The sequence below is a fragment of the Pseudomonas brassicacearum genome, from assembly GCF_003732175.1.
Classification (GTDB): Bacteria; Pseudomonadota; Gammaproteobacteria; order Pseudomonadales; family Pseudomonadaceae; genus Aquipseudomonas; species Aquipseudomonas brassicacearum_G.
Genome location: NZ_MOBI01000022.1, coordinates 240,215 through 263,674 on the forward strand (window position 1 = coordinate 240,215; position 23,460 = coordinate 263,674).

The following is a 23,460-nucleotide window of genomic DNA, read 5'->3' on the forward strand; positions in this document are numbered from 1 at the left end:
TCATCCGGACGCCATCGCGAGCAAGCTCGCTCCCACAGGGATATGCGATCAATTGTGGGAGCGAGCTTGCTCGCGATAGCGTCAGTGAGACCACCAACACTCTGACGGCAAAAACTACTTCGGCCCGAGAATCTTCACCAACTTATCCGGCGACGGCGCGCCTTGCTGTTGTTGCAACTCGCCCTTGTCGTCCATGTAGAAGATGGCCGGAGTGGCGGACAATTCGAGTTCTTCCATCAACTTCATGTTGGCATCGAGCTTGGCCTGGATCGCGGCGGGAATGCTGGTCAGCGCTTTCAGCGAGCTTTGCTTGCCAGCCTTTTCGTGTTCCTCCAGAGCCTTGCTCGGGTCTTTACTGGCCAGCAGGGCAGCGGATTTGCCCGGGCTGTCTTCGCGGATGATCCCGACCATGATGTGCCGCAATTGCACTTTGCCGGCCTTCACCCACGGTCGGGCCTGCTCCCAGAACATATTGCAGTAAGGGCAGTTCGGGTCGCTGAACAGGTAGACGGTGCGCGGTGCATCCTTGCTGCCGTCGGCGATCCAGTTGCTGGCGTCCATCTTTGCCCAGAGTTCCTTGGCCATTGGCGCGTAGACCAGTTTTTGCAGCGGCTCGGCGCTCAGGTCCTTGCCGTCGGCGTCGTACAGGTTGCCGAGCAGCACATGCTGGCCGTCTGGCGTCAGGTAGAGGGCCATGCCGCGGTTCTGATACTGCGCCGCGTAACCACGCAGGCCATCAGGCGCATCGAAACTGCCGATGATTTTCGCGCCTTTTTCTTCGATCTTGCGGATCGCCGCAGGCAGTTCTTCGGCCTGCAGCATCGGGATTTGCAGCAGCGCTGCGCCCAGGGACAGCGTCAGCAGGTGGCGGAGGCGGGGCATGGCAGTTTCCTTGAGGGTGTAGCCTGTATGGCTGAAGTTGGGGAGTCGAAGCTTTCCAGGGCGCGGGCCAGGCTGGCTTCCGATAATTCACCCAGGTGGCTACCGAGCATTCGGCCTTCGGCGCTGTAGAACAGCGTAGTCGGTAGCGCCATGGAGCCGACGGCCTGACTCAGTCGGCCGCCGCTATCGAACAGCACGTTGGAAAGGCTCAGGCCCTGGGTCGCGAGGAAGGTGCTGACGCTTTGCATGCTTTCGGCCTGATTGACGAACAGAAAGGTCAGGTCGGGCCGATGTTGCTGGGCGTTCTCCAGCACCGGCATTTCGCGCCGGCATGGCGGGCACCAGGTGGCCCACAGGTTGATCACCAAGGGGCCGCCCTGATAGTCGGCCAGTTGCACGGTTTCGCCGGCGGCATTGCGCAAGACGATGTCCGGCAGGTGCGTGCCTTGTTCGTAGAGGTTCAGGGACAAACTTGCCAGTAACCAGAACAACAGACCGCTGCCGACACCCGCGCCCAACGGTTTACGCAGCGCCGGTCGGCGCCAGGCCCGCAACAGCGTTGCCAACAGCAGGGCGACCACCCCGGGCCAGGCGAGAAAACCGCCATCGCGCAGGTCGATGATCTGCCACGGGTCATCGCGGTAGTGAGCCCAGTACGCCAGCACGAAACCCACCCTGGCCGCGAGCAAGCCCAGCAGGAACAGGCTGAACAGCACCGACTCGGGGTTCTCGCCACCGCGCTTGGCCACCCGCCAGCCGACCAGGGTGGCCAGTGCCAGGGCACTGATCAGCAGCAGGTGGTTGAGCGCAATGGCAAAGGTGCCGAGGGTAAAGGTCAGCATTAACGAGCGTCCCGAGTCATGTTCCAGCGTTGGAGGAAACCGGCGGCATCGACCTCTCCGGTGATGCGCTGGCTACGGCGCTCGATGCCGTCGGTGCCGATCCACAGCAGGCTTGGCGGCCCCGGCACTTTATAACGGCCGAGCAGTTCACGGCTGGCAACATTGTCGGCGGTCACGTCCAGACGCAGCAAGCGGACATCTTTCAGCGCGTCCATTACCTGGGATTTGCCGAACACCTGTTTCTCCATGATCTTGCATGACACACACCAGTCAGCGTAGTAGTCCAGCAGCACCCACTGGCCTTGGGCGCGAGCAGCGTCGAGTTCGCGTTGCAGCGCAGCAGGATCCTTGACGGTGATGAAGGCGTCGTCGGCAGTGGGGCCGGCGACGCGGGTCGATGCCTGTGCACTGTAAACCTGCAACGGATTGAACAGGTCATCGCTGCCGCCTGCGGCACCGATCAACAGCAGGCTGCCCCACAGCCCGGAAAGCAGCGCCATGCCACCGAACGCATGGGCGGCGCGGCCGAATCCGTCGGTCTGACGCCAGGCGCTGTAGGCGATGATCAACAACAGCGCGCCCCACAGGCCAATCCATAGCGACTCATCAAGCACTGGCCGCACCATCACCAGCGCGGTGCCGAGGAACAGGAAGCCGAAGATACCTTTGAGCAGGTTCATCCAGGTGCCGGGTTTGGGCAGGAAGCGGTTGCCGACGGTTACCAGCAACAACAGCGGCAAACCGATGCCGATGCCCATGGCGAACAGGATCAGCCCACCGTGCAGTGCGTTGCCGCTCTGGGCGATGTACAACAAAGCACCGGCCAGCGGCGCGGTCATGCACGGGCCGACCAGCAATCCGGACAAGGCGCCGAGCACCCCGGCACCGATCAGGCTGCCGCCGCCTTGCTTGCGACTGGCGTTTTCCAGACGGTCACGCAGCGCGACTGGCAGTTGCAGTTCGAAGAAACCGAACATCGGCAACGACAACAACACAAACACCACGGCGAAACTGCCGAGTAACCAGACGTTCTGCAACAATGCCTGCAAGTTCGCACCGAGCAACGCAGCTAATACGCCCAAAAACGCGTACACCAGCGCCATGCTGACCACGTAACTGCCGGCCAAAGCGAAACCACGCTTGGGGCTGGCGCCGCTGCCGACGATCAAACCGGCGAGAATCGGCAGCATCGGCAACGAGCAAGGCGCGAAAGCCAGCAGCAGGCCCAGACCAAAGAACACCAGCAAACTCCAGCCCAGCGCCTGCTGTTGCAGACCGCTGGCCAAGGCTTCATCCGGTGCTTGCGCGGCATTGACCGCCGCCGTGCTGCCACCGAGGTCGATCACCTGAGTTTGCGGTGGATAACATAAACCGGCATCGGCACAGCCCTGAAATCCCACTTTGATCTGGCCACTGGCGCCGGCCGGGACTTTCAATTCCAGGCCTTGGCGATACACCTGCTGATTACCAAAAAACTCGTCACTGTGGGCTTCACCCAAAGGCAACGGCGGTTTATCCGCTTCGGGCAAACCGTCAAACTTCATCCGTTGTTGATACAGGTAGTAGCCGTCGGCAATTTGCCAGAAGAGTTGGGTTTCGCCGGATTCAAGGCGTTCGGAAGTAAAAATAAAAGCTTTGCCGACCGGCAGGAAATCAGCTTTGGTGTCGAACGGATTCGACGCTGCCTGGGCCAGCCCTGCGAAGAAAAGAAAAAACAGTAGAAACAGACGACGCATGGGAAAGCCTTATCGCGGTGCAAGTAGGGTGCACGATGATGGGTGGCGATTAACCGATGATTAACCGCGTTATCCTTGTGGCAATGACACGTCGGGCATAATGTCCGCTTAATCCGCTGCCCTCTTAATCAATGCTTTTCTACAGGTCTCACCATGCACGTACTTGTCTGTGAAGATGATGAGCTGATTGCCAGCGGCATTGTTGCCGGCCTCACGGCCCAGGGCCTGACCGTGGAGCATGTCGCCACGGCTTCGGCTGCCCGGGCGATGCTCAAGGTTGCCGAGTTCGATGTCATGGTGCTCGACTTGGGGCTGCCGGACGAAGACGGTCTGAAGCTGCTTCAGCAGTTGCGTCATCACGGTCTGGAGATTCCGGTGCTGATTCTGACCGCACGCGATTCGGTGACCGACCGCGTCGATGGCCTGCAAGCTGGCGCCGATGACTACCTGCTCAAGCCGTTCGACCTGCGTGAATTGGCTGCGCGCCTGCACACCTTGTTGCGCCGCGTGGCGGGGCGCAGCGTCAATCTGATCGAGCATGGCGCCCTGACTTACGACCCGAGCAGCCGCGAAACCCTGCTGGCCGGTCAGCCGGTGGACTTGTCGCGTCGCGAGCAATCGCTGTTGCAAGCCTTGCTGCACAATCGTGGCCGGGTGCTGTCGACCGAGCAACTCAAGGACAGCGTCTACGGGTTCAACGATGAACTGGAAAGCAACGCCCTCAACGTTCATATCCATCACCTGCGACGTAAACTCGGCAACGGCATCGTTGAAACCGTGCGCGGGCTGGGTTATCGCCTTGGGCCGGCGGATGGCGGAGAGCAGTCGAAGTGATGAGTTTGCGTTTGCGCTTGAGTCTGACCCTCGGCGCGGCCTTCGCGCTGATCTGGGCCCTGGCTGCGGCCTGGATGCTCAGCGACCTGCGCAATCAGATGATGTTTTCCCTCGACCAGCGGCTGGTGGCCTCGGCGCGCATGGTCGCCGGATTGCTCGAGCAATTGCCGGCTTTGCCGAGCAAGGGCGATGGCACCCATTTTAGTGCCGAGCAGTTGAATATTCCGGGGGGCATGGCCTGTCAGGTCAGCTCCTTGCGCGGCGAGATTCTGGCCCGCAGTCACAGCACTCCCGAACAAACCCTGGAAGCCGAACAGATGGGCTTCCATGACCAGATGATCGACGGTGCGCGCTGGCGCAGTTTCACCCTGGCTCGCGGGGATGTGCGCATTACCACGGCCGACCGGCAAGTCGAGCGCGAGGCGCTGAACATGTCGGTACTGCTGGCCGCGTCGGTGCCGGTGGGCGTCGCGTTGCTCGGTTGCCTGTGGCTGCTCTGGCTGGGGATCGGCCAAGGCCTGGCGCCGCTTAATCGCATGCGCGACGCCTTGATGCGCCGCAGTGCCGACTCCCTTGAACCGTTGCAAATCCATCCACTGCCGAGCGAACTGCAACCGTTGCTGGAAACCCAGAATCAGCTGTTCCAGCGAATCGGCAAGGCCATCGAGCGCGAGCGACGGCTGACTGGCGATGCCGCTCATGAGCTACGCAGCCCGTTGACGGCGATCAAGACACACCTGCAAGTGGCGCGCATGACCGAAGGCGCCGCCCGCGATCAGTCATTGGCTCGCGCCGAGGAAGGCGCCGATCGCTTGCACCGCACGCTTGAGCAATTGCTGTTGCTGGCGCGGGTTGAAGGCAGTCTGTCGTTCGACGATGGTGTGCAGTGCAGCGCCGAAGAGGTGGCCCGTCTGGCGATTCAGGACGCGGCCAGCGGTGATCGTCAGCGGATCAAACTGCACTTGCCAGCGAAGTACTCACAGGCCCCGGTGCAGATGCCAGCCGTGCTGTCGATTGCTGCCTTGCGCAACCTGTTGGACAACGCCTTGCGCCACACCCCGGCGGAAGCGGCGGTGGAACTGAGCCTTGAAACCACAGGTAACCGCGTGCGTTTTCAGGTGCGCGACCATGGCCCTGGCATCGCCGCCGATGACCTGCAACACCTGACCCAGCGTTTCTGGCGCAACGGCTCAAGCACCGGCTGCGGGCTTGGGCTGGCGATTGTCCAGGCGATCGTCCAGCGCTGCGGCTGCGTGTTGCATTTCGACAGCCGTGCCGACGGCTTGCGGGTTGAACTGACGATGCCGTTGCAGCCCTGACTCCGCGATAGCGATTTTCGCTGCACATCAAATGTAACTTCTCTCCATTAGCCACCTGGCCCTCGCAACGCTATCGTTCCTCGCAGCTTTGACTCAATGGATTGAGGTGATAGCGCCATGGATGCACCCATACACATTTGCAAGGCCGGCCCCGCGGATGCGGGGATTATCAGCCGGATCGTCGAACGCTCGATCAAGGTCGGGTGCGCAGGGGATCACCGCAATGACCCGAAAGTTGTCGCGGCCTGGACCCACAACAAAACGGTTGAACATGTGCAGCCCTGGCTAGCCGATCCACGTCTGTACCTGAACCTCGCATTGCTGGACGACAAGCCGATTGGAGTGGCCATGGCGGCCGTCAGCGGCAAGGTCGGGTTTTGTTACGTGCTGCCGGAATGGTTTCGCCGGGGTGCCGGGCAAGCGTTGATACTGGGGCTCGAAAGCTGGTTGATCGAGCATGGTTTCAGTCAGGCGCGACTCAACAGCACCGGAACCAGCGAAGAATTTTTTCAGCACCTTGGATACCGACGCTGCGCTGAAACCTTCAGTGTTGCCGGGCTTACGGCGGTCCCCATGAACAAGATGCTGACAGCACTCTCATAGAAAGCCGCCCGAGGGTGTAAATCCTTGAGGCGCTGATGCGTTTCCAGAACAGGAAAACCCGTACGTGCGCGTCCGAACCGGAGTGCGCACCTGCCGGGTGTGCAGTTTTGGTCGCTATCATCAGCGTATTGAGGGGTCGAGAAATGTCAGTCGCTACCAGCCTTGTCAACGATCAGCCGGCTGCAGTCAGCCCGGCACCGGTCGAGGTGCTTTATCAGTTCCATGAATCACCGCTGCTGGCCCGTCAGAGTCGTCAGGAATCCAATGCCCGCAGTTATCCACGACGTATCCCGCTGGCGCTGAAACGCGCCAGGGGTATTTATGTCGAAGACGTTGAAGGCCGCCGTTTCATCGACTGCCTCGCCGGTGCTGGCACCCTGGCGCTGGGGCACAACCACCCGGTGGTGATCGAGGCGATCCAGCAGGTACTGGCCGATGAGCTGCCGCTGCACACCCTGGACCTGACCACGCCGGTCAAGGATCAGTTTGTCCAGGACCTGTTCGGTCTGCTGCCACCGGCTCTGGCACGCGAAGCGAAAATCCAGTTCTGCGGCCCCACCGGCACCGATGCCGTCGAAGCGGCGCTGAAACTGGTGCGCACCGCTACCGGGCGCAGCACCGTGTTGTCGTTCCAGGGTGGTTATCACGGCATGAGCCAGGGTGCGTTGAGTCTGATGGGTAGCCTGGGGCCGAAAAAGCCCTTGGGTGCGTTGCTCGGCAGTGGCGTGCAGTTCATGCCGTTCCCTTACGATTATCGCTGCCCGTTCGGGCTCGGCGGTGCTGAAGGGGTGAAGGTCAACCTGCATTACCTGGAAAACCTGTTGAACGACCCGGAGGCTGGTGTGCAATTGCCCGCCGCGGTAATCGTCGAAGTCGTGCAAGGCGAGGGCGGGGTGATCCCGGCCGACCTCGACTGGCTGCGCGGCTTGCGGCGGATTACCGAACAGGCCGGGGTGGCCCTGATCGTCGATGAAGTCCAGAGCGGTTTTGCCCGCACCGGAAAGATGTTTGCCTTTGAACACGCCGGGATCATTCCGGACGTGGTGGTGATGTCCAAGGCCATCGGCGGCAGCTTGCCGCTGGCGGTGGTGGTGTATCGCGAGTGGCTCGACAGCTGGCTGCCGGGCGCCCATGCCGGAACCTTCCGTGGCAACCAGATGGCGATGGCCGCCGGTTCAGCGGTGATGCGTTACCTGACCGAACACAACGTCGCCGAACACGCCGTCGCCATGGGCGAACGCCTGGCCGAACACCTGCGAATGCTGCAACGCGATTTCCCGCAATTGGGTGACATCCGTGGTCGTGGCCTGATGCTCGGCGTTGAACTGGTCAACCCGGCCGGGGAACCAGACATACAAGGCCATCCACCGGCGTTCGGCCAATTGGCGCCGCTGGTTCAACGCGAATGCCTCAAGCGTGGGTTGATTCTGGAGCTTGGCGGACGACACGGCTGTGTGATGCGTTTCCTGCCACCGCTGGTGATCAGCGCTGCAGAAGTCGACTGTGTGGCGGAAATTTTTGGTAGAGCGCTGAGCGCAGCCGTCGCAAGCCTCTAATTTTTTCAGCGTTCGATACGTTTCTTCTACACCACGGCGGCGTGTGCGGCGCCGTCCACCCTATAGCGATGGAGACACACCATGACTTCAGTATTCGACCGCGAGGACATCCTCTTCCAGGTAGTGGTCAACCACGAAGAGCAATACTCGATCTGGCCAGACTACAAGGCCGTGCCAGAAGGCTGGCGCACGGTGGGCAAAAGCGGCATGAAGAAGGAATGCCTGGCCTACATCGAAGAGGTCTGGACCGACATGCGTCCTCTGAGCCTGCGTCAGAAAATGGCTGAACAGGCATAAAGCTGTTTCAGGACCAGACCAGTAGCAACATCAAAAGATCGCAGCCTTCAGCAGCTCCTACAGATGATTCGCGGATTTCGCGTAGGAGCTGCCGAAGGCTGCGATCTTTTTAGAGTGCGGATTCAGGACTTCTGATGCAGTGCGTCGAGCACTTGATCGATGTGGTTTGAAAGCTCGGCCAGCGGATCGGCGCTGTCGCTTTCCAGCACCAGCAACTGGCTGCCGGCAGACTGAATAGTGGCCTTGAGCGCCTCCGATGGCTGACGATGATGCAGCACCACGGCCACCTGATTGTCCTTGAGCTTGGCGCCGAGTTGCTTCAACGCTTCAGGCGTCCACTCGTTGTCCGCACGCGCATCGAGGCCGATCAGTTCAAGGTTGAGCCCGCTGATCAAATAGCCAAAGTGCTCGCTCAAGCTGACCACGCTGAGGTTGTCGGCTTCAGCGAGCCGCGCTTCGCTGTCGGCGCTGAGCTTGAGCAGGCGCTGTTTCAGGGCGGCAAGGTTGGCCTCGATCGTCTGCTTGGCTTCGGGGGCCAGGCGCACCAGGTCGGCGGCCATCACATCGGCCATGCGGCCCATGTTGTTGCTGGCCATCCACGGTTGACTGCCGAGGTCGTCGACCTTGCCTGGCTGTAAAGCCACACCCGGCAGCGCGCCGTCCACCGGGCGTGCGGCGTCGATTTCGATGATGCGGATATTGCTGCGGCGGGCGTTGGGGTACAGCGGGTCGTCGGGCCACAGTGAACGCAGACCGATCACCGCGTCGGCGTCGCTCGCCAATCTGGCCAGCTCCGGGGCGCCGCGCCCGGTGAAATAGGCGGTCTGCCGGGTGCCGGGCAAATTGGCCGGCGCCGCGCGTTCGAGTTCCACATCGGTGCCTTCGAGCAGGCTGCTGGCCAAGCCATAGGTGATGGGCAGTGAGGCCAGCACTCGTACGGGATGAGCAGATTTCGCAGCGAACAGCGCAGTGTTGCCGACGCCGTGATTGGCCACCATCCGCATCGGTTCGAAGCGGTCGGTGGCGAATGCGTGGGTGTTTGCCAGGCCGCAAAGGGCCACGGCCAGGGTCAGTTGATGCAATGAAAAAGACATTTATCCGAGATTCCCTTTCAGACTGGGGACGACGCCCCGGGCGAAGGCGGCGAGGGCGAAGGCGATACCGGCCACCAGAATGATCGCGGCACCGGACGGGATCGGCAGGTCGAAGAGAATCGGCGCGAGGATTCCGCACAAGGTACTGACGGTGGCGATCAGCACCGAACACCAGAAGAAGCCTTGCAACGATTGGCTCAACAGCCGCGCCGCCGCTGCCGGAATCACCAGCAGGGCGCCGACCAGAATCGCGCCAATGACTTTCACTGCCGCCACGGTGATCAGCGTCACCAGCACCACGAACAGGTAGTCGAGGGTTTTCACCGCAACGCCGCGCACAGCGGCCAATTGTGGATTGAAGCTGGCCAGCATGATGCGGTTGTACAGCGGCAGGCTCAGGCCCATCACCAGCGAACCGACGATGGCCAGCACCAGCAGGTCATTGCCGTTGACCGTCAGCACCGAGCCGAACAGCACGTTTTCCAGAATGTGCACGTTGATCTTGCCGGCCAGAATCAACAGCAGGCTGGCGCCGAGGGCCAACGACACCGAAAGAAATACGCCGATCAAGGTGTCCGGCGCCAGGCCGGTGCGGTTGCGCAAGTAGTTGAGCACAATGCCGAACAGCAGGCAGTAGCCGAACAGGCTGCCGTAAGGTCCGGTGTAGGGTTCGCCGAGCAGAATGCCGATGGCCACGCCAGTCAACGCCGCGTGCCCGACCGCTTCGGAGAAAAACGCGAAGCGCTTGACCACCACCAGCGTGCCCAAACCACCCAGCACCGGGCCGATCAGCAGTCCGGCAAGTAGCGCGTTGACCACAAAACCATAGGCCAGCGCTTCGGGCAGGTAGCCAGAAGAGGCCCAGCCCTGAACCATCAATCGAAAGGCTTCGTAACTCATCAGGCGGCGCTCCCGTTGGTTCGTGGGTGAGTGGAGAACAGCGTCAACAAGCGCTCCGGGGTCAGTGCCTGCTTTGGCGTGGCGTCGAACAGCAGTCGGCGATTGAGACCGGTGACGCGGTCGGCAAGACGGCCAACCGCTTCCAGATCGTGCTCGATCCACAGCACAGTGATCCCGGCCTGGCGCCAGTCGCCCAGCAGTCGTTCGAACACCTGAATGCCGGCTTCATCGAGGGCCGACATCGGTTCGTCGAGCACCAGCAACTGAGGCGCCGGGATCAACCCTTGCGCCAACAACACGCGCTGACGCTCGCCACCGGACAGCGCGCCCATCCGGCGCTTGCGTTTGTCCTGCATGCCGACCCGCTCCAGCGCCTCGCCGATGGCGGCCGCGTAATGCCGGCTGATACCGAGAAATGCCGGGCGTCGTTGGCACATGGCAGCCATGAAGTCGTCGACGGTCATCGGCAAACCGCGATCGAATTCCAGGGCTTGGGGCACATAGCCGATGGTTCCGGGTTCGCCCGGCCAGTGCAGGCTCAAGCGTCCCTGATGGGGCATTTGCCCGAGCAGGGTCTTGATCAGCGAGCTCTTGCCGCCGCCATTGGGGCCGACCAGTGCATGCACGCTGGCGGGTTGCACCTGGAAGCTCACGTTGTCGAGGATCGTCGTCCGGCCGAGGGTCAGGCTGACGTCGGCGAAGTCGAGGGTCGGACCGATGCGCTGCGCGGTCATGCCGTGCAAGACGGTCATGCTCCAGCCTCCTGAATTGCCCGCACCACGGTATCGAGGTTGCCGGTCATTTCCTTTTCGTACTTGTCGGCGCTGTAGTCGCCGTAGGAAATGTGCGACAGCGGGTAGAGCTTCACTCCCGATTCGCGCTGGATGGTCTCGACGTAGGTCGAGGGAAAGTCCATCTCCGAGAAAATCACTTTCACGTCCAGCTCGCGCAATTGATCAATGGTCTTCTTCAGCTGGCTGGGGCTGGGTTCGATGCCATGAGCCGGCTCGACCACCGCGGTGACTTCCAGGCCAAACTCGCGCAGCAGGTAGTCATACGCGGCGTGAACCGTGGCCACCCGCAGGTCGGCATTCGGTGCCTTGGTCAGTTTGGCCAGGGCATCGGCGCGCATCTGCCGCAGGCGCTTGCCGTAGGCGCGGGCGTTCTGCGTGTAGGTCCTGGCGTTGTCCGGGTCGAGCTTGCCGAGTTCACGGGCGATGTTGTTGACCTGGGCAATGGACGCACTGATCGACAGGAAGGTGTGCGGGTTCACCACTTTGCCTGCACCGCGCGCGGCAACGCCGGTGGCGGCCAGCAACGGTACGTTTTCGTTGGCCTCGATCACCTTGATGTTTGGCGTTTCGCTGGCGGCGATCATGCGGTCGGCGAAGTCGTCATGCCCGACGCCGTTGAGCACGATCACATCGAGGCTGCCGATGCGCTTGATGTCTTCGGCGCGAGGTTCGTAGGCGTGCGGGTTGAAGCCAGCCGGAATCAGCGGCACCACCTCGGCCTTGTCGCCGACAATATTCGCTACGTAGCTGTAATACGGGTGCAGGGTAATGCCGATGCGCAGACGCTTGGCCTGATCGGCGCTGGCCAAGGGGGCGATAAACAAGGCCAGCAGGCCGATCAGCAGGAGTCGCGGCAGTTGCAGAAAACGTCGACGTAGAGATGAAATAGGCATTGGAAGCAGTCTTCTCTCGGATGAATGCGGGAAGTCAGTGCCGATGCTGGCGGGTCACGCCGGCATCGAATTGCGCGACGATCTGTTGCCAGCCGGCACCGATCAGCGTTGTGTCGGCAAGGTCTGTCGGGGCGACGAGGGTGCTGTTGCGGTTGAGCCAGATGTCCGGCGCGGCAGCGTTTTCAGTGTTCAGGCGCAGCAGAAACGAGCCAGCCACGGAGGGCGTCTGGCTCAGGCCGAAGTAGCTGTTGGTTTCCAGCAACTGCCAGACGTGGCCGCCACGGCTGACCGCGCTGGCGTCCTGGGCGAACGGTGCAAAACCTTCTTCGGCGAGGACTTGTGGGGTGGGCAGGGCCTGCTGTTCTTCACGCAGCAGCTGGATTTCGTCGAGGGTCACCCGCAAGTCGGCGTAAATACCTTGCTCGGCGGCGCTGAGGTCGCGCCGCGCATCCAGCTGATGGGCGCCGACGCTGCTGACTTCCTTTGATTCCCCGTGCCAGGCGACCACTGAACCGGCAACCAGCAGGATCACCAGGCACAACAGCAGCACATAAAGGGTTTCATGGCCGGCACCGGCCGGGCGGACACACTGTGTGGTGGGCGTACTCATGGGGCTTCGATATCCGCTTGGTCGATCTCGACCACGTGGCCGGGGCCGGCGTCGAACAACACGTAGAACTCGGCACCGGGTTTCTTGAACGTAAGGGTCGAATCCGTACCCAGCTTGCCCGGCACCAGGATGGTTTCGTCATAGCCGATCACGTCGAGGGTCACCCCCGGCGCGCCGCTGCCGTCGGAGAAACCGCCGGTGCAGCGGATCTGTTCGGCGTCGATGGCCTTGCATTCGCACATCGGGTTGTGGGCCTGCGCCGCGGCACTGAAACCCAGGCTCAGCAGCAGTAGCAGGCTTGCACGGTTTGGGGATAAGGCGTTGATCATGGATTGCCTCCTTGTTTGTTCAGCCAGGTGAGGGTGGCCGGGGATGCCTGGCTCAGCGGTATTGCCGCCTGATGCAAGCTGCCGTCCCAGCCTTCCATGGTGATCCAGAGGTCGGCGTCGGCCGGGGTCTTTGGGGGCACCGGCACCATGGCGCCCATGCGATATGGCGTACCGAAGAAGATCACGCCGGCAGTGCGCAGGCTGCGAGGTTTGCCGATCCGCAGGTAGGTCGCCTTGACCTGTTCGCGGCAGCTGTCGCAAAGCGCCGCATTGAAACTCTTCATGTAGCCGGCCGGCCCGTCGAGGGTCGGCGCTTCATTGCGCAGTTCGGCCAGTTGCAGGCTCCAGGGACCGACCTGAACCTCGCCGATTTCGCGTTCGCCCAAGCCGCTGTCACCACGAAATAACGCGGCATCGGCGAAGTACTTGGGCATGAAGCCCAGCGGTACCAGCAGCAACAGGATGTTGAGGTGGAAGCGCCAGGCATGCCAAAACCCGCTCAGGCGCGAAGGTTGGGGCGTGACGTTGGCCTGGTTCACAGGTTGCCCTCCGGGGTGTCGAGGTTCATGACCGTAATCGGGGCGCTCGTTGCTGCCGCGCGTGGGGCCTTATCGCGGCGTTTCAGGGCATTGGCGGTGGCCAGTGCCGTGCGTTTGGTCCAGATCAGCAGGCCGCTGAGGACCATCAGGCTGAGGATCAGGCCGAAGAAGAACCAGATCAGCTTGATCCAGATCCCGCCAAAGTCACCGGTATGCAAGGGCCGCATGGACTCGGTGACAAACTCCAGAGCGGTTCTGTCCGACAGCAGTCGCGTGGCTGCGACCTCGCCGTTGAATGGGTTGATTTGTGCCGTCTGGAACATCAACGGATACCAGCCACGCCCGCCCACGGCCAGATGGCTGTAGGCATTGCCGGGCATGCTGACGAAACTCACCTCCAGTCCCGGAATCTTTTGCATGGCGATACCGACCGCTTCATCCAGGCTAATTGTCTTGACCGGTGCGGCGCTGCTCGACAGTGGCACGCTTTCACGAGCGACTACCGGCAGCACCGGCTCACTGGAAATGGAGATTTGATTATCGAAAAGCAGCGCCTGAATCAGGAACCAGGTACCGGTGATGGAGATCACCGCGATAAACCAGATCGACCAGATGCCGCTCAATCGGTGAAAGTCGCCCCAGAAAATCCGTGCGCCGTGACGGATCCGCAACGTCGGTTTGAGAAAGCCCTTCCAGAATTTTTTGTACACCACCAACCCGGTCACCAGTGACGCCAGCAGCGGCAAACCGAGGAATGACACCAGGTACCAGCCCCAGCTATAGCCGTTGGTGAATGGCACCAGCCACCAACCGTGCAAGGCGCGGGTGAAGCCCTTGAAATCGAATGACGGGCTGATGCCCTGGATCAGGCCGGTGTACGGGTTCACATACACCACGACCGAACGGCCATCGGGGTAGCTGACTTGTACGTCGAGGGCAAAATGCGACTCGTCGGGGCGGCTGACGGATTCGACGATGGTCCGTGGTTCGGCCTTCTTGATGGCCGCGATCACCTGGTCATAGCTGAGCAGTCGGGCGTCATCGGAGGGTTTGCTGGCGCGAGTTTCCGGGTTGGCCAGCCAGACGATTTCCTGGCTGACCACCGCCAGGGTGCCGGTGACACACACAATCAACACAAAGAACCAGATGGGCAAGGCCAGCCAGCTGTGCACCAGAAACCAGAGTTTTGAACGGGACTTCTTCGACATGAATAAAGGTCTTGAACTCAAGGAATGGAGCGACAGGGGCGGGCGGCGCCGCATCCTGGGCGATGAAAGGCGGGCCGGAGCTTTTGCCTGCGCGGCCTGCTGCATCTAATTAAGACGAATGAGAATTGAAAATCCCGAAGGGACAAATGAAAGAAAATGTTTCTTATGCGTATTCAGGGGGATTTTGAACGACACACGCGGCCGTAGGTGCTACCGAAGGCTGCGATCTTTGCCGCAGACACGCCGACGTCAAAGATCAAAAGATCGCAGCCTGCGGTAGCTCCTACGGGGGAGCGGGTTATTGCTGCTTGAACATGTCTTTTGCGCGCTCTTCAATCTGCGCCTGAGTCAGGTTTTCCTTGCGCGACGATAGGAACCACACATGGCCGAAGGGGTCCTTCAAGGTGCCCGAGCGGTCGCCGTAGAACTGATCTTTCACTTCCGAAACCACGGTGCCACCCGCCTTGATTGCCTGGGCGTAGCTTTTGTCCACATCCTCGACATACAAATGCAAACCCACGGACGGTGATTTGTCGGGGTTGCTCAGCGGACCTTGATCGCACGGTGTACCGAGCATGATGGCGCAGTCGCCAATGCGCAGTTCGGCATGGCCGATGCTGCCGTCGGGCATTGCCAGACGCATGACTTCCGTGGCGCCAAAGGCTTTTTTGTAAAAGTCGATTGCCTCGGCTGACTTCTGGATTCCCAGGTAGGGTGTGACGCTGTGATAACCCTCGGGAATGGGTTTAACGCTCATGACCGTTCTCCATATTCTTGTGGGTGGATGTTGCAAGTCCTTCGCCGGTTTCCGGTCGATTGACTATAGGTCAGCCCCATCAAGGCAACCGAATGGCCGACGGGTTGCAGCATCGCCACTGTTGCGCCATCAACGATGAACCGGCGGTTTGTTTCGATGGCCCGTACCAAACGGCAGCAAGTCTCGAAACGGTCGATAGCGACTATCGAGAGCGATGATTTTTGTCGCTCAAGGGGCGGGAGTAGCCTGTGTTCATTGCTCAAGACCACCCGCAGGAAGCCTCTCCATGAACCATTTACTCGCCACCTCATTGTTGTTGGTTGCCTCGGTGCTCGCCGGTTGCGCCAGTCATCCTGCTCCCGAATTGCGCCCGTACACCGCCGAAGAAACCCAAGAGCTGGCGATGGAAGCCCTGAATCGTCGCGGTTTGTCGTTTGATGAATACCAGGCCAAAAAAGCCGAACTGCTCGGCCAGCCGCAGAAGACGTTCGGTTACGACCAGCATGGCGAGATGAACGCCGAGCGCGCTGTGGCTCTTCACGGCCACGCCAGCTAAGTGACTGTACCGCTCGAAGTTTCACGTAACTGTCCGTGGGTTTCACGTGTGGGCTGCGATAGGGTCAATACCTGACCGACCCTGATGGAATCGCCTCCCATGACACTCTCGCTGGATTTACTGCTGGGTTTTCCCTTGTTCGCCCTGGTGACCTCGATCACCCCCGGCCCCAACAACACGATGTTGCTGGCCTCGGGCGTCAATTTCGGTTTCAACCGTTCCATCCCTCATATGCTCGGCATCAGCTGCGGCTTCTTCGTCCTTGTGCTCGCCGTCGGTTTTGGCCTGGGCGCGGTGTTTCAAACCTATCCTGCGCTGTACAGCGTGCTGCGCTATGTCGGCGCGGCTTATCTGCTGTACCTGGCGTGGAAAATCGCCCATTCGGGTCCTGTCTCCGAAGCCGAACAAGGTCACACCAAGCCCATCAGCTACTGGGGCGCGGCGGCGTTTCAGTGGGTCAACCCCAAGGCCTGGATCATGGCGATTGGTGCCATCAGCACCTACACACCGCTGCAGGGCTATTTCACCAATGTGATCGTCATCGCTGCGGTATTCGCCATCATCAACCTGCCGAGCGTCAGTGTCTGGGCGGCTTGCGGCAGCCTGTTGCGCAATGTCCTGCGTGATCGGCGCTGGTTGCGGGTGTTCAACTGGGGCATGGCCCTGCTGCTGGTCGCTTCGCTGTATCCGATGCTGCACGAGAGCTTTAGCTGACTTGCGCTTCAACCCGGTGTCCGATGCCTGTTAAGCTCGACTTCAGGAGCGTTCCTACGCACTTTGAAATGAAGTCGTACTTCTTTAACGGCATCCGATCAGGTATTGCTGATTTCCCGCAGTTTTCACACCACCTCCAGTGCGGCGCTTTCAGCGAATACACCTGATCCCGGAACAAGCTCTGCGAGTCTTTTTATGAATAAACGTCCTTTGTATTTTGATTACGCCGCCACCACACCGGTGGATGAGCGGGTCATTCAGGTGATGGTCGACTGCCTGGGGTTCAGCGGTAACTTCGGCAATCCGGCTTCCAGTTCCCACGCCTATGGCCAGCAGGCCAGGCGTTCGGTCGAGCAGGCACGCCAGCAAGTCGCCGACCTGGTGGGCGCGCAAGCGCCGCAGATCGTCTGGACTTCCGGCGCCACCGAATCCAACAACCTCGCCCTCAAAGGCGTGGCCCAGGCTCGCGGCCAGTCCGGCGGGCATATCATCACCAGCCAGATCGAGCACAAGGCGATTCTCGATACCGCCAGGCAATTGCAGGATGCCGGGGTCGCGGTGACTTATCTGCTGCCGGATGCCGAAGGCCTGATCACTGCGCAAGCGGTCAGCGAGGCGTTGCGCGAAGACACCTTTCTGGTGTCGCTGATGCTGGTCAACAACGAGCTCGGTACTGTCAACGACATCCCGGCCATCGGTCAGCGGGTGCGTGAGCACGGTGCGTTGTTTCACGTTGACGCTGCGCAGGGTGCGGGCAAGGTAGCGATTGATCTGGCCCAATGGCCGGTGGACCTGATGTCGTTTTCCGCGCACAAGATTTACGGTCCCAAGGGGATTGGTGCGCTCTACGTCGGCCCGCGTGCCCAGCAGCGCTTGCAGGCGCAGATCCATGGCGGCGGGCACGAAGGCGGTTTACGCTCCGGAACCCTGGCCACGCATCAGATCGCAGCCATGGGCGCAGCCTTTGCGCTGGCGGCGGCGCACTTTGCCGAAGAAGCGGCGACTATCGCCTGCTTGCGCGAGCGCTTGCTTGAGCAACTCAGCGGCATTACCGGTCTACGCTTGAACGGCAGCCCGACCCAACGCATTCCCCATACCCTGAGCCTGACCTTCAGTGAGGGCGAGTTCAATTCCCAGGCCTTGAGTGCTTCGATCGCCTTTTCGGCGACGTCGGCCTGCAACTCCGCGAGCAATGCGCCGTCCCATGTGCTGCTGGCCCTGGGGCACGACGTGCGGACAGCGGGTCGGACCATTCGCTTGAGTCTTGGGCGTTTCACCACCGAGCAGGACATCGATCAGGCCGCGCAATTGATTAAAGCAGCAACCGCCAGTGCACCGGCGTTCTGGGCTACCGCCCAATCCTGATGCGCAGACCAAAAGTCAGCGCCCTATAACAAAATTAAAGTGGTTAGCAGGAGACATGATGAGTACGCAGCCTTTGACCCATGGAACGGTTCCTCAGCGCCTGGCGCACACCCGTGAGCTGATGAGCCGGGAGGGCATCCACGCCTTGCTGGTGCCGTCAGCCGACCCGCATTTGTCGGAATACCTGCCGGGTTATTGGCAAGGGCGGCAATGGTTGTCGGGCTTTCATGGCTCGGTCGGCACGTTGATTGTCACCCAGGACTTCGCTGGCGTTTGGGCCGACAGTCGCTACTGGGAACAGGCAACCAAGGAGCTCAAGGGCAGCGGCATCGAGTTGGTAAAACTGCAGCCAGGCCAACCCGGCCCGCTGGACTGGCTGGCCGAGCAAACACCGGAAGGGGGCGTGGTCGCCGTCGACGGTGCGGTGATGGCCGTGGCGTCGGCACGTTCACTGAGCAGCAAGCTTGAGGAGCGTGGCGCACGGCTGCGCACCGATATCGATCTGTTGAATGAGGTCTGGAGCGACCGCCCGAGCCTGCCGAATCAACCGATCTATCAGCACTTGCCGCCGCAGGCCACCGTCAGCCGTGGCGAGAAACTCGCCAAGCTGCGTGAAAGCCTGAAAGCGCGCGGTGCCGATTGGCACTTTATCGCCACCCTCGACGACATCGCCTGGCTGTTCAACCTGCGCGGCGGTGATGTGTCGTTCAACCCGGTATTCGTGTCCTTCGCCCTGATCGGTCAGCAGCAGGCAACCTTGTTTGTCGCGCTGAGCAAGGTCGATGCGCCATTGCGCGCGATTCTCGAACAGGACGGCGTCACCCTGCGCGACTATAGCGAAGTGGCCTCGGCGCTGGCTGCCGTGCCAAATGGCGCCAGCCTGCAAGTCGATCCAGCACGGGTGACTAGCGGTTTGCTGAATAACCTCGGCAGCGGCGTGAAGCTGATTGAAGGTCTGAACCCGACCACCCTCGCCAAGTCGCAGAAAAGTCTCGCCGATGCCGAACACATCCGTCAGGCCATGGAGCAGGACGGCGCGGCGCTCTGCGAGTTCTTTACCTGGCTCGACAGCGCCCTAGGTCGTGAACATATCACCGAACTGACCATCGACGAACACCTGACCGCTGCCCGTACCCGTCGTCCGGGGTATGTGTCGCTGAGCTTCAATACAATTGCAGCCTTCAACGCCAACGGTGCGATGCCGCATTACCACGCGACCGAAGAAGAACACGCGTTGATCGAAGGCGACGGCCTGTTGCTGATCGACTCCGGCGGCCAGTACCTTGGCGGTACCACCGACATTACGCGGATGGTGCCGGTGGGCACGCCGACCATCGAGCAGAAACGCGACTGTACGCGCGTACTCAAGGGTGTGATTGCCTTGTCCCGTGCGCAGTTCCCGCGTGGCATTCTTTCGCCGTTGCTCGACGCCATCGCGCGTGCGCCGATCTGGGCTGAAGGCGTCGACTATGGCCACGGCACCGGGCATGGCGTCGGTTACTTCCTGAACGTTCACGAAGGCCCGCAAGTGATTGCCTACCAAGCCGCACCGGCGCCGCAAACCGCGATGCAGCCGGGGATGATCACCTCGATCGAGCCGGGCACTTATCGTCCAGGTCGCTGGGGCGTGCGGATCGAGAACCTGGTGTTGAATCGCGAGGCAGGCAGCAGCGAATTTGGCGAGTTCCTCAAGTTCGAAACCCTGACCTTGTGTCCGATCGACACCCGTTGCCTGGAGCCTTCGTTGCTGACTCAGGACGAGCGCGAGTGGCTTAACGCTTACCACGCGCAAGTTCGTGAACGTTTGAGCCCTTTGCTTGACGGTGCTGCGCTGGCGTGGCTGAACACCCGAACCGCCGCGATCTGAGTCGGTGTTGCGCCGTCAGTCTTCGGACGGCGGCGCAAGCTCGGGTGCGTGGGCGAGCACTTCGCTCATGTAATCGACGAATGCCTTGACCCTGGCCGATTGGCGACGATTGGCCGGGGACACCGCATGGATCGGCAACGGTTGTGCGCGGTAGTCCTGCAAGATCGCGATCACCCGACCGGCCTTCAAGTCCTCGCTGAACAACCACACCGGCGACAGCGCAATACCCAGCCCGCCCAACACCATCTCGCGTATGGCCTCCGAACTGTTGCTCTGGGCGTTGCCTTTGATCCGCACGCTGTGGCGCTGAGCGTTTTTTTCGTAGATCCACTGATTCTGGCTGCTCAGCAGGTTGAACAGCAGGCAGTTATGCCGGCTCAGTTCTTCCGGTGTGTGTGGTCGGCCACGGCGAGCCAGGTAGCCGGGACTGGCGACGGTGACTCGATGGGTGGTGCCAATCTGACGGGCGATCAAACCGCTATCACTCAATTCGCCAATGCGTAACGTGACGTCCAGGCCTTCGCTGACCAGGTCCTGATTCTGATCGCTGAGCTGTAAATCTATTTCTACGTGCGGATAGCGCTCAAGGAAAACCGGCAGTCGCGCAGCAATCTGTAATCGTCCGAAACTGACGGAGGAGCCCACTCGCAAAGGCCCTGCGACCACTTCCCGTCCGGACTGAAAGCTGTGTTCGGCCGCGTCGACCGCCGCAAGAATCTGTCGGCATTCGTTGTAGTAACGCTGACCTTCGTCGGTCAGCGAAAGCTGGCGGGTGCTGCGAGCAATCAGCTTGCCTCCAAGCTCTGTTTCCAGTGCCCGGAGGATTTTGCTGATAGTCGGTTGGCTGGTCTGCAGTTCCCGAGCGACAGCAGAGAAACTGCCGCGCTCGACTACTCTTACGAAAACCGCCATTGCATTGAGTTTGTCCAAGGGCTTTCTCATTGATTCCAAATAGGCATGGTCACTATAGCTATATAGCGTCTTATCGGCATGAGTGGGCGGGCGGATGATCAACGCAACTCTCCACTGACATGAGATTGCGAAATGACTGACTCACTTGAAATGCTCGCCCTGATCGTCGACTCGGCCAATGCACCGCTTCGTTTGGCGTCTATCCCTAAGCCCGTGCCTGAAGCGGGACAGGTGTTGGTCAGAATCATCGCCAGTGGGCTGAATCCATTGGATGGGAAAATCCGCGCCGGGGAGGCAGCTCACGCCCGTCAGCCATTACCGGCAGTGTTGGGGATGGATCTGGCAGGGATTGTCGAAGCGCTCGGTGCCGGGGTCAGCGATTGGCAGGTCGGCGATCAGGTGTATGGCATGGCGACCGGGATTGGCGGTCAGCAAGGCTCACTGGCGCAATTCGCCGCTGTTGATGCGCGGTTGCTGGCGCGCAAACCGATCAATCTGAGCATGACTGAGGCGGCAGCGCTGCCGTTGGTATTGATCACCGCGTGGGAAGGCTTGCTGGATCGCGCCCGGGTTCAGACGGATCACAAGGTATTGATTCAGGGTGGCGCTGGTGGCGTTGGGCATGTGGCGGTGCAGTTGGCTCGGGCATTCGGTGCCGAGGTATTTGCCACGGGGTCGGCGAGGCATCAGGCGATTATCGAAAGCCTCGGTGCGACCTTTATCGACTACCGCCAACAATCGGTTGAACAGTATGTAGAGCAACATACGGCGGGGGAGGGTTTTGATATCGTTTATGACACGGTCGGAGGCGAGACGTTGGATGCGTCGTTCAAGGCTGTGCGCATTTATCAGGGGCACGTGTTGAGCTGTCTCGGTTGGGGGCAGCACAGTCTGGCGCCATTGTCGTTTCGGGCGGCGAGTTACTCGGGAGTCTTCACGTTGCTGCCTTTGCTGACCGGCAGAGGTCGCGAGCGTCAAGGGCAGATACTCGGCGAAGCCGCGAAGTTGATTGAAGCAGGCTTGTTGAAGCCTTTGCTCGATCCCCGGCGGTTCACGTTGCAGACCGCCGAGGCAGCCTATGACCTGCAAGCCTCGGGTGAGGCGCAGGGCCGACTGGTTATCGAGATCTAGCCCAAGGCCTCGCGGACAAAGTCCAGACGATGCTGATCGAAGAACAATTCGTTATCGATAAACATGCTCGGCGCACCGATCACCCCCCGCTGGATCGCCTGCTCGGTTTTGTTCTTGAGTGCGGCCTTGACTTCCTCATCGGTGGTCAAGGCGCTGAATAAGGGCGCACCTGGTTACTTGCAGATGACGATCATGCTGCGGCTGGTATAGCCGGCAGGGTTGAGGCCAAACGGGTAGTCACCCGGGTCCTCCACGGCGTCTCCGGATTTGGCGAGCACCTTGTAGCCATTGGGCCCGCATGAGTTGGCCGCGCTGGTATAGCATTTGTCCCAGGAAGAAGAGAGACCTGAGCAGTTAATGTGCAGGCCTTTTTTTCCGCGTTTGACCTCAGTCCTGGAGGTCGCAGCGCAACCCGCAATGGCCAGTACAACAAGCAATACCAAAAATCGTTTCATTCCAATCCCTATTACGGTCTCGGGTCTGGTGCCCGAGTCTGGCAGCATGCGCTTTCGTTTTTATCGTTAGTGATATCCCTATCCGAAAAAGTCCATGTCTGACATTGAGTTGTGGCTAAACATGGCTCAATTGAGCGGTAAATACCAGACCTTCGTAAAAGCGCGTATCAATCTACTGCTACCAACGGCTTGGGCTCACTGCGCATGGTCATGGTCGCGCCTACGGACGCCAGAATGATGCAAGTGATGGCCATCCACTGTGCCAGGGACAAGTATTCGTGCAGAAACAGCAGCCCGGACAATGCGCCGAATGCGGGCTCGATGCTCATCAGTGTGCCGAAGGTTCGCGCCGGCATTCGGGTGAGGGCAATCATCTCAAGGGTATACGGAAGGGCAGTGGACAGAACGGCTACGCCAATAGCGACGGGGATCAGTGACGGTGTGAGCAATGCGGCTCCGGCATGGACGATGCCAATAGGCGCAACGAAGAGTGCTGCAATCATGACGCCCAGCGCGGCGGTCTGGACGCCGTTATCTGCCCCGGCTTTCTGACCGAACAGAATGTACATAGCCCAACATATCCCGGCGCCGAGAGCATAACCGGCACCTATGAGGTCGATGCTCGTGTTTGTTGCGTCTGTAGGTATAAGCAGTAACAAACCGACGATGGCCAGGCCGATCCACAGAAAGTCGATCGCCTTGCGTGAGGCATAAATTGCCACTGCTAGCGGGCCCGTGAACTCCAGAGCAACGGCAATTCCGAGTGGGACAGTCCTGAGGGACATATAGAAGAGGAAGTTCATGCCGCCCAGCGCCATGCCGTAGACGATGACGGTGCGTAAGGACTTGGCAGTGAGCCTGGCATTCCAGGGGCGCAGTAGCAGCAACATGATCACGCTGGCGAAAATCAGTCGCAGGGTGGTCGTCCCTTGCGCCCCGACTATAGGGAACATGCTTTTTGCCAGGGAGGCTCCAGACTGGATCGACGCCATGGCTATTAATAGCAGGCCAACCGGGAACAGAGTCGATGCGAGGCTGCGGGGCTGGTCATTCATTGCGTGGCATCGTCCGAAGTGAGAGGCGAGAGAGTGTACGGCTGGCATATCATGCTTAGCTACTAGGCTTTGAGCAATATACTGCGCATTCTTTGTTGGCGCCTCTATATATAGGCCGTAATGAGTACGGTTTTCCGATTTCTGATAGAAAAACCAAATTAGGTGTTGACGGCAGATTCTGGAAGTCTATAATTCGCCCCACTTCCGGCGCA

General features: G+C 60.5%; 25 protein-coding genes and 1 pseudogene. 10 read left to right on the top strand and 16 right to left on the bottom strand.

Annotated features, from left to right (window positions below; translation table 11 throughout):
• Positions 1-114: 114 nt before the first annotated feature.
• The 3 genes from dsbG to dsbD are packed head-to-tail and all read right to left on the bottom strand — an operon-like array spanning position 115 to position 3,460.
• Positions 115-882: a thiol:disulfide interchange protein DsbG gene (gene dsbG / locus BK658_RS21735; protein ID WP_123584098.1), complete on the bottom strand. Its 768-nt coding sequence runs from the start codon at positions 880-882 to the stop codon at positions 115-117.
• On the bottom strand, positions 858-1,724 hold the full coding sequence (locus tag BK658_RS21740) for a TlpA disulfide reductase family protein (RefSeq protein WP_123584099.1): 867 nt from the start codon (positions 1,722-1,724) through the stop codon (positions 858-860). The genes dsbG and BK658_RS21740 overlap by 25 nt, the downstream gene beginning before the upstream one ends.
• Positions 1,724-3,460: a protein-disulfide reductase DsbD gene (gene dsbD / locus BK658_RS21745; protein WP_123584100.1), complete on the bottom strand. Its 1,737-nt coding sequence runs from the start codon at positions 3,458-3,460 to the stop codon at positions 1,724-1,726. The genes BK658_RS21740 and dsbD overlap by 1 nt, the downstream gene beginning before the upstream one ends.
• Positions 3,461-3,613: 153 nt before the next feature.
• Between dsbD and BK658_RS21750 the strand changes: the two genes are divergently transcribed.
• The 5 genes from BK658_RS21750 to BK658_RS21770 all read left to right on the top strand — a co-directional run bounded on the left by BK658_RS21750 (position 3,614) and on the right by BK658_RS21770 (position 8,069).
• On the top strand, positions 3,614-4,294 hold the full coding sequence (locus BK658_RS21750) for a response regulator (protein ID WP_123428850.1): 681 nt from the start codon (positions 3,614-3,616) through the stop codon (positions 4,292-4,294).
• Positions 4,291-5,613 (top strand): ATP-binding protein, encoded by a 1,323-nt coding sequence (locus BK658_RS21755; RefSeq protein ID WP_123584101.1) that lies wholly within the window; start codon positions 4,291-4,293, stop codon positions 5,611-5,613. Before BK658_RS21750 ends, BK658_RS21755 begins: the two co-directional genes overlap by 4 nt.
• Before the next feature lie 117 nt (positions 5,614-5,730).
• On the top strand, positions 5,731-6,216 hold the full coding sequence (locus BK658_RS21760) for a GNAT family N-acetyltransferase (RefSeq protein WP_123584102.1): 486 nt from the start codon (positions 5,731-5,733) through the stop codon (positions 6,214-6,216).
• 143 nt (positions 6,217-6,359) lie between these two features.
• Positions 6,360-7,772 (top strand): aspartate aminotransferase family protein, encoded by a 1,413-nt coding sequence (locus BK658_RS21765; protein WP_123584103.1) that lies wholly within the window; start codon positions 6,360-6,362, stop codon positions 7,770-7,772.
• 81 nt (positions 7,773-7,853) lie between these two features.
• On the top strand, positions 7,854-8,069 hold the full coding sequence (locus BK658_RS21770; protein ID WP_123584104.1) for an MbtH family protein: 216 nt from the start codon (positions 7,854-7,856) through the stop codon (positions 8,067-8,069).
• Between the two features lie 122 nt (positions 8,070-8,191).
• On the opposite strand, the gene BK658_RS21775 is transcribed toward BK658_RS21770, so the two are convergent.
• From BK658_RS21775 to BK658_RS21815, 9 genes are all read right to left on the bottom strand, one after another.
• Positions 8,192-9,163 (bottom strand): metal ABC transporter substrate-binding protein, encoded by a 972-nt coding sequence (locus tag BK658_RS21775; RefSeq protein WP_123584105.1) that lies wholly within the window; start codon positions 9,161-9,163, stop codon positions 8,192-8,194.
• Entirely contained in the window at positions 9,164-10,063 is a 900-nt protein-coding gene (locus tag BK658_RS21780) for a metal ABC transporter permease (protein ID WP_123584106.1), read from the bottom strand.
• Entirely contained in the window at positions 10,063-10,815 is a 753-nt protein-coding gene (locus BK658_RS21785) for a metal ABC transporter ATP-binding protein (protein WP_123584107.1), read from the bottom strand. The genes BK658_RS21780 and BK658_RS21785 overlap by 1 nt, the downstream gene beginning before the upstream one ends.
• Positions 10,812-11,750: a metal ABC transporter substrate-binding protein gene (locus BK658_RS21790; protein ID WP_123584108.1), complete on the bottom strand. Its 939-nt coding sequence runs from the start codon at positions 11,748-11,750 to the stop codon at positions 10,812-10,814. Before BK658_RS21790 ends, BK658_RS21785 begins: the two co-directional genes overlap by 4 nt.
• Before the next feature lie 34 nt (positions 11,751-11,784).
• Positions 11,785-12,360, bottom strand: coding sequence for a DUF6162 family protein (locus BK658_RS21795; protein ID WP_123584109.1), 576 nt, complete (start codon positions 12,358-12,360; stop codon positions 11,785-11,787).
• Positions 12,357-12,689, bottom strand: coding sequence for a hypothetical protein (locus tag BK658_RS21800; protein ID WP_123584110.1), 333 nt, complete (start codon positions 12,687-12,689; stop codon positions 12,357-12,359). Before BK658_RS21800 ends, BK658_RS21795 begins: the two co-directional genes overlap by 4 nt.
• A complete protein-coding gene (locus tag BK658_RS21805; RefSeq protein WP_123584111.1) occupies positions 12,686-13,228 on the bottom strand; it encodes a thiamine pyrophosphate-binding protein in 543 nt (180 codons plus the stop codon). Before BK658_RS21805 ends, BK658_RS21800 begins: the two co-directional genes overlap by 4 nt.
• On the bottom strand, positions 13,225-14,436 hold the full coding sequence (locus BK658_RS21810; RefSeq protein WP_123584112.1) for a PepSY-associated TM helix domain-containing protein: 1,212 nt from the start codon (positions 14,434-14,436) through the stop codon (positions 13,225-13,227). The genes BK658_RS21805 and BK658_RS21810 overlap by 4 nt, the downstream gene beginning before the upstream one ends.
• 298 nt (positions 14,437-14,734) lie before the next feature.
• The gene (locus tag BK658_RS21815) at positions 14,735-15,193 is read right to left on the bottom strand and encodes a VOC family protein (RefSeq protein ID WP_123584113.1); all 459 of its coding nucleotides are present in this window, start codon (positions 15,191-15,193) and stop codon (positions 14,735-14,737) included.
• 286 nt (positions 15,194-15,479) lie between these two features.
• Between BK658_RS21815 and BK658_RS21820 the strand changes: the two genes are divergently transcribed.
• The 4 genes from BK658_RS21820 (at position 15,480) to BK658_RS21835 (ending at position 19,695) form a co-directional block, all read left to right on the top strand.
• Positions 15,480-15,749 (top strand): hypothetical protein, encoded by a 270-nt coding sequence (locus tag BK658_RS21820; RefSeq protein ID WP_123584114.1) that lies wholly within the window; start codon positions 15,480-15,482, stop codon positions 15,747-15,749.
• Positions 15,750-15,848: 99 nt separating this feature from the next.
• Positions 15,849-16,463: a LysE family translocator gene (locus BK658_RS21825; RefSeq protein WP_123584115.1), complete on the top strand. Its 615-nt coding sequence runs from the start codon at positions 15,849-15,851 to the stop codon at positions 16,461-16,463.
• Positions 16,464-16,658: 195 nt separating this feature from the next.
• Positions 16,659-17,828, top strand: coding sequence for a cysteine desulfurase family protein (locus tag BK658_RS21830; RefSeq protein WP_123584116.1), 1,170 nt, complete (start codon positions 16,659-16,661; stop codon positions 17,826-17,828).
• A gap of 58 nt (positions 17,829-17,886) precedes the next feature.
• Entirely contained in the window at positions 17,887-19,695 is a 1,809-nt protein-coding gene (locus tag BK658_RS21835) for an aminopeptidase P family protein (protein WP_123584117.1), read from the top strand.
• Positions 19,696-19,710: 15 nt separating this feature from the next.
• On the opposite strand, the gene BK658_RS21840 is transcribed toward BK658_RS21835, so the two are convergent.
• Entirely contained in the window at positions 19,711-20,625 is a 915-nt protein-coding gene (locus tag BK658_RS21840) for a LysR family transcriptional regulator (protein ID WP_123584118.1), read from the bottom strand.
• A 114-nt stretch (positions 20,626-20,739) separates the two neighbouring features.
• On the opposite strand from BK658_RS21840, the gene BK658_RS21845 reads away from it, so the two are divergent.
• Positions 20,740-21,738, top strand: a complete 999-nt coding sequence (locus tag BK658_RS21845) for a zinc-dependent alcohol dehydrogenase family protein (protein WP_123584119.1) — start codon at positions 20,740-20,742, stop codon at positions 21,736-21,738.
• Here BK658_RS21845 and BK658_RS21850 read toward each other — a convergent pair.
• The 3 genes and pseudogenes from BK658_RS21850 to rhtA all read right to left on the bottom strand — a co-directional run.
• A pseudogene (locus BK658_RS21850) lies at positions 21,735-21,890 on the bottom strand (DsbA family protein); the annotation flags it as partial. The gene BK658_RS21845 and the pseudogene BK658_RS21850 sit on opposite strands and share 4 nt — an antisense overlap.
• A 21-nt stretch (positions 21,891-21,911) precedes the next feature.
• On the bottom strand, positions 21,912-22,193 hold the full coding sequence (locus BK658_RS21855) for a hypothetical protein (RefSeq protein WP_123584120.1): 282 nt from the start codon (positions 22,191-22,193) through the stop codon (positions 21,912-21,914).
• A 167-nt stretch (positions 22,194-22,360) separates the two neighbouring features.
• Positions 22,361-23,248, bottom strand: coding sequence for a threonine/homoserine exporter RhtA (gene rhtA / locus BK658_RS21860; protein WP_123584121.1), 888 nt, complete (start codon positions 23,246-23,248; stop codon positions 22,361-22,363).
• Between the last annotated feature and the right edge of the window lie 212 nt (positions 23,249-23,460).

What these genes read in the sequence shown, in the direction of transcription:
- dsbG (WP_123584098.1), bottom strand. Translation starts at nt 882, where the DNA reads ATGCCCCGCCTCCGCCACCTGCTGACGCTGTCCCTGGGCGCAGCGCTG.
- BK658_RS21740 (WP_123584099.1), bottom strand. Translation starts at nt 1,724, where the DNA reads ATGCTGACCTTTACCCTCGGCACCTTTGCCATTGCGCTCAACCACCTG.
- dsbD (WP_123584100.1), bottom strand. Translation starts at nt 3,460, where the DNA reads ATGCGTCGTCTGTTTCTACTGTTTTTTCTTTTCTTCGCAGGGCTGGCC.
- BK658_RS21750 (WP_123428850.1), top strand. Translation starts at nt 3,614, where the DNA reads ATGCACGTACTTGTCTGTGAAGATGATGAGCTGATTGCCAGCGGCATT.
- BK658_RS21760 (WP_123584102.1), top strand. Translation starts at nt 5,731, where the DNA reads ATGGATGCACCCATACACATTTGCAAGGCCGGCCCCGCGGATGCGGGG.
- BK658_RS21765 (WP_123584103.1), top strand. Translation starts at nt 6,360, where the DNA reads ATGTCAGTCGCTACCAGCCTTGTCAACGATCAGCCGGCTGCAGTCAGC.
- BK658_RS21770 (WP_123584104.1), top strand. Translation starts at nt 7,854, where the DNA reads ATGACTTCAGTATTCGACCGCGAGGACATCCTCTTCCAGGTAGTGGTC.
- BK658_RS21775 (WP_123584105.1), bottom strand. Translation starts at nt 9,163, where the DNA reads ATGTCTTTTTCATTGCATCAACTGACCCTGGCCGTGGCCCTTTGCGGC.
- BK658_RS21780 (WP_123584106.1), bottom strand. Translation starts at nt 10,063, where the DNA reads ATGAGTTACGAAGCCTTTCGATTGATGGTTCAGGGCTGGGCCTCTTCT.
- BK658_RS21785 (WP_123584107.1), bottom strand. Translation starts at nt 10,815, where the DNA reads ATGACCGTCTTGCACGGCATGACCGCGCAGCGCATCGGTCCGACCCTC.
- BK658_RS21790 (WP_123584108.1), bottom strand. Translation starts at nt 11,750, where the DNA reads ATGCCTATTTCATCTCTACGTCGACGTTTTCTGCAACTGCCGCGACTC.
- BK658_RS21795 (WP_123584109.1), bottom strand. Translation starts at nt 12,360, where the DNA reads ATGAGTACGCCCACCACACAGTGTGTCCGCCCGGCCGGTGCCGGCCAT.
- BK658_RS21800 (WP_123584110.1), bottom strand. Translation starts at nt 12,689, where the DNA reads ATGATCAACGCCTTATCCCCAAACCGTGCAAGCCTGCTACTGCTGCTG.
- BK658_RS21810 (WP_123584112.1), bottom strand. Translation starts at nt 14,436, where the DNA reads ATGTCGAAGAAGTCCCGTTCAAAACTCTGGTTTCTGGTGCACAGCTGG.
- BK658_RS21815 (WP_123584113.1), bottom strand. Translation starts at nt 15,193, where the DNA reads ATGAGCGTTAAACCCATTCCCGAGGGTTATCACAGCGTCACACCCTAC.
- BK658_RS21820 (WP_123584114.1), top strand. Translation starts at nt 15,480, where the DNA reads ATGAACCATTTACTCGCCACCTCATTGTTGTTGGTTGCCTCGGTGCTC.
- BK658_RS21825 (WP_123584115.1), top strand. Translation starts at nt 15,849, where the DNA reads ATGACACTCTCGCTGGATTTACTGCTGGGTTTTCCCTTGTTCGCCCTG.
- BK658_RS21830 (WP_123584116.1), top strand. Translation starts at nt 16,659, where the DNA reads ATGAATAAACGTCCTTTGTATTTTGATTACGCCGCCACCACACCGGTG.
- BK658_RS21835 (WP_123584117.1), top strand. Translation starts at nt 17,887, where the DNA reads ATGAGTACGCAGCCTTTGACCCATGGAACGGTTCCTCAGCGCCTGGCG.
- BK658_RS21845 (WP_123584119.1), top strand. Translation starts at nt 20,740, where the DNA reads ATGACTGACTCACTTGAAATGCTCGCCCTGATCGTCGACTCGGCCAAT.
- BK658_RS21855 (WP_123584120.1), bottom strand. Translation starts at nt 22,193, where the DNA reads ATGAAACGATTTTTGGTATTGCTTGTTGTACTGGCCATTGCGGGTTGC.
- rhtA (WP_123584121.1), bottom strand. Translation starts at nt 23,248, where the DNA reads ATGAATGACCAGCCCCGCAGCCTCGCATCGACTCTGTTCCCGGTTGGC.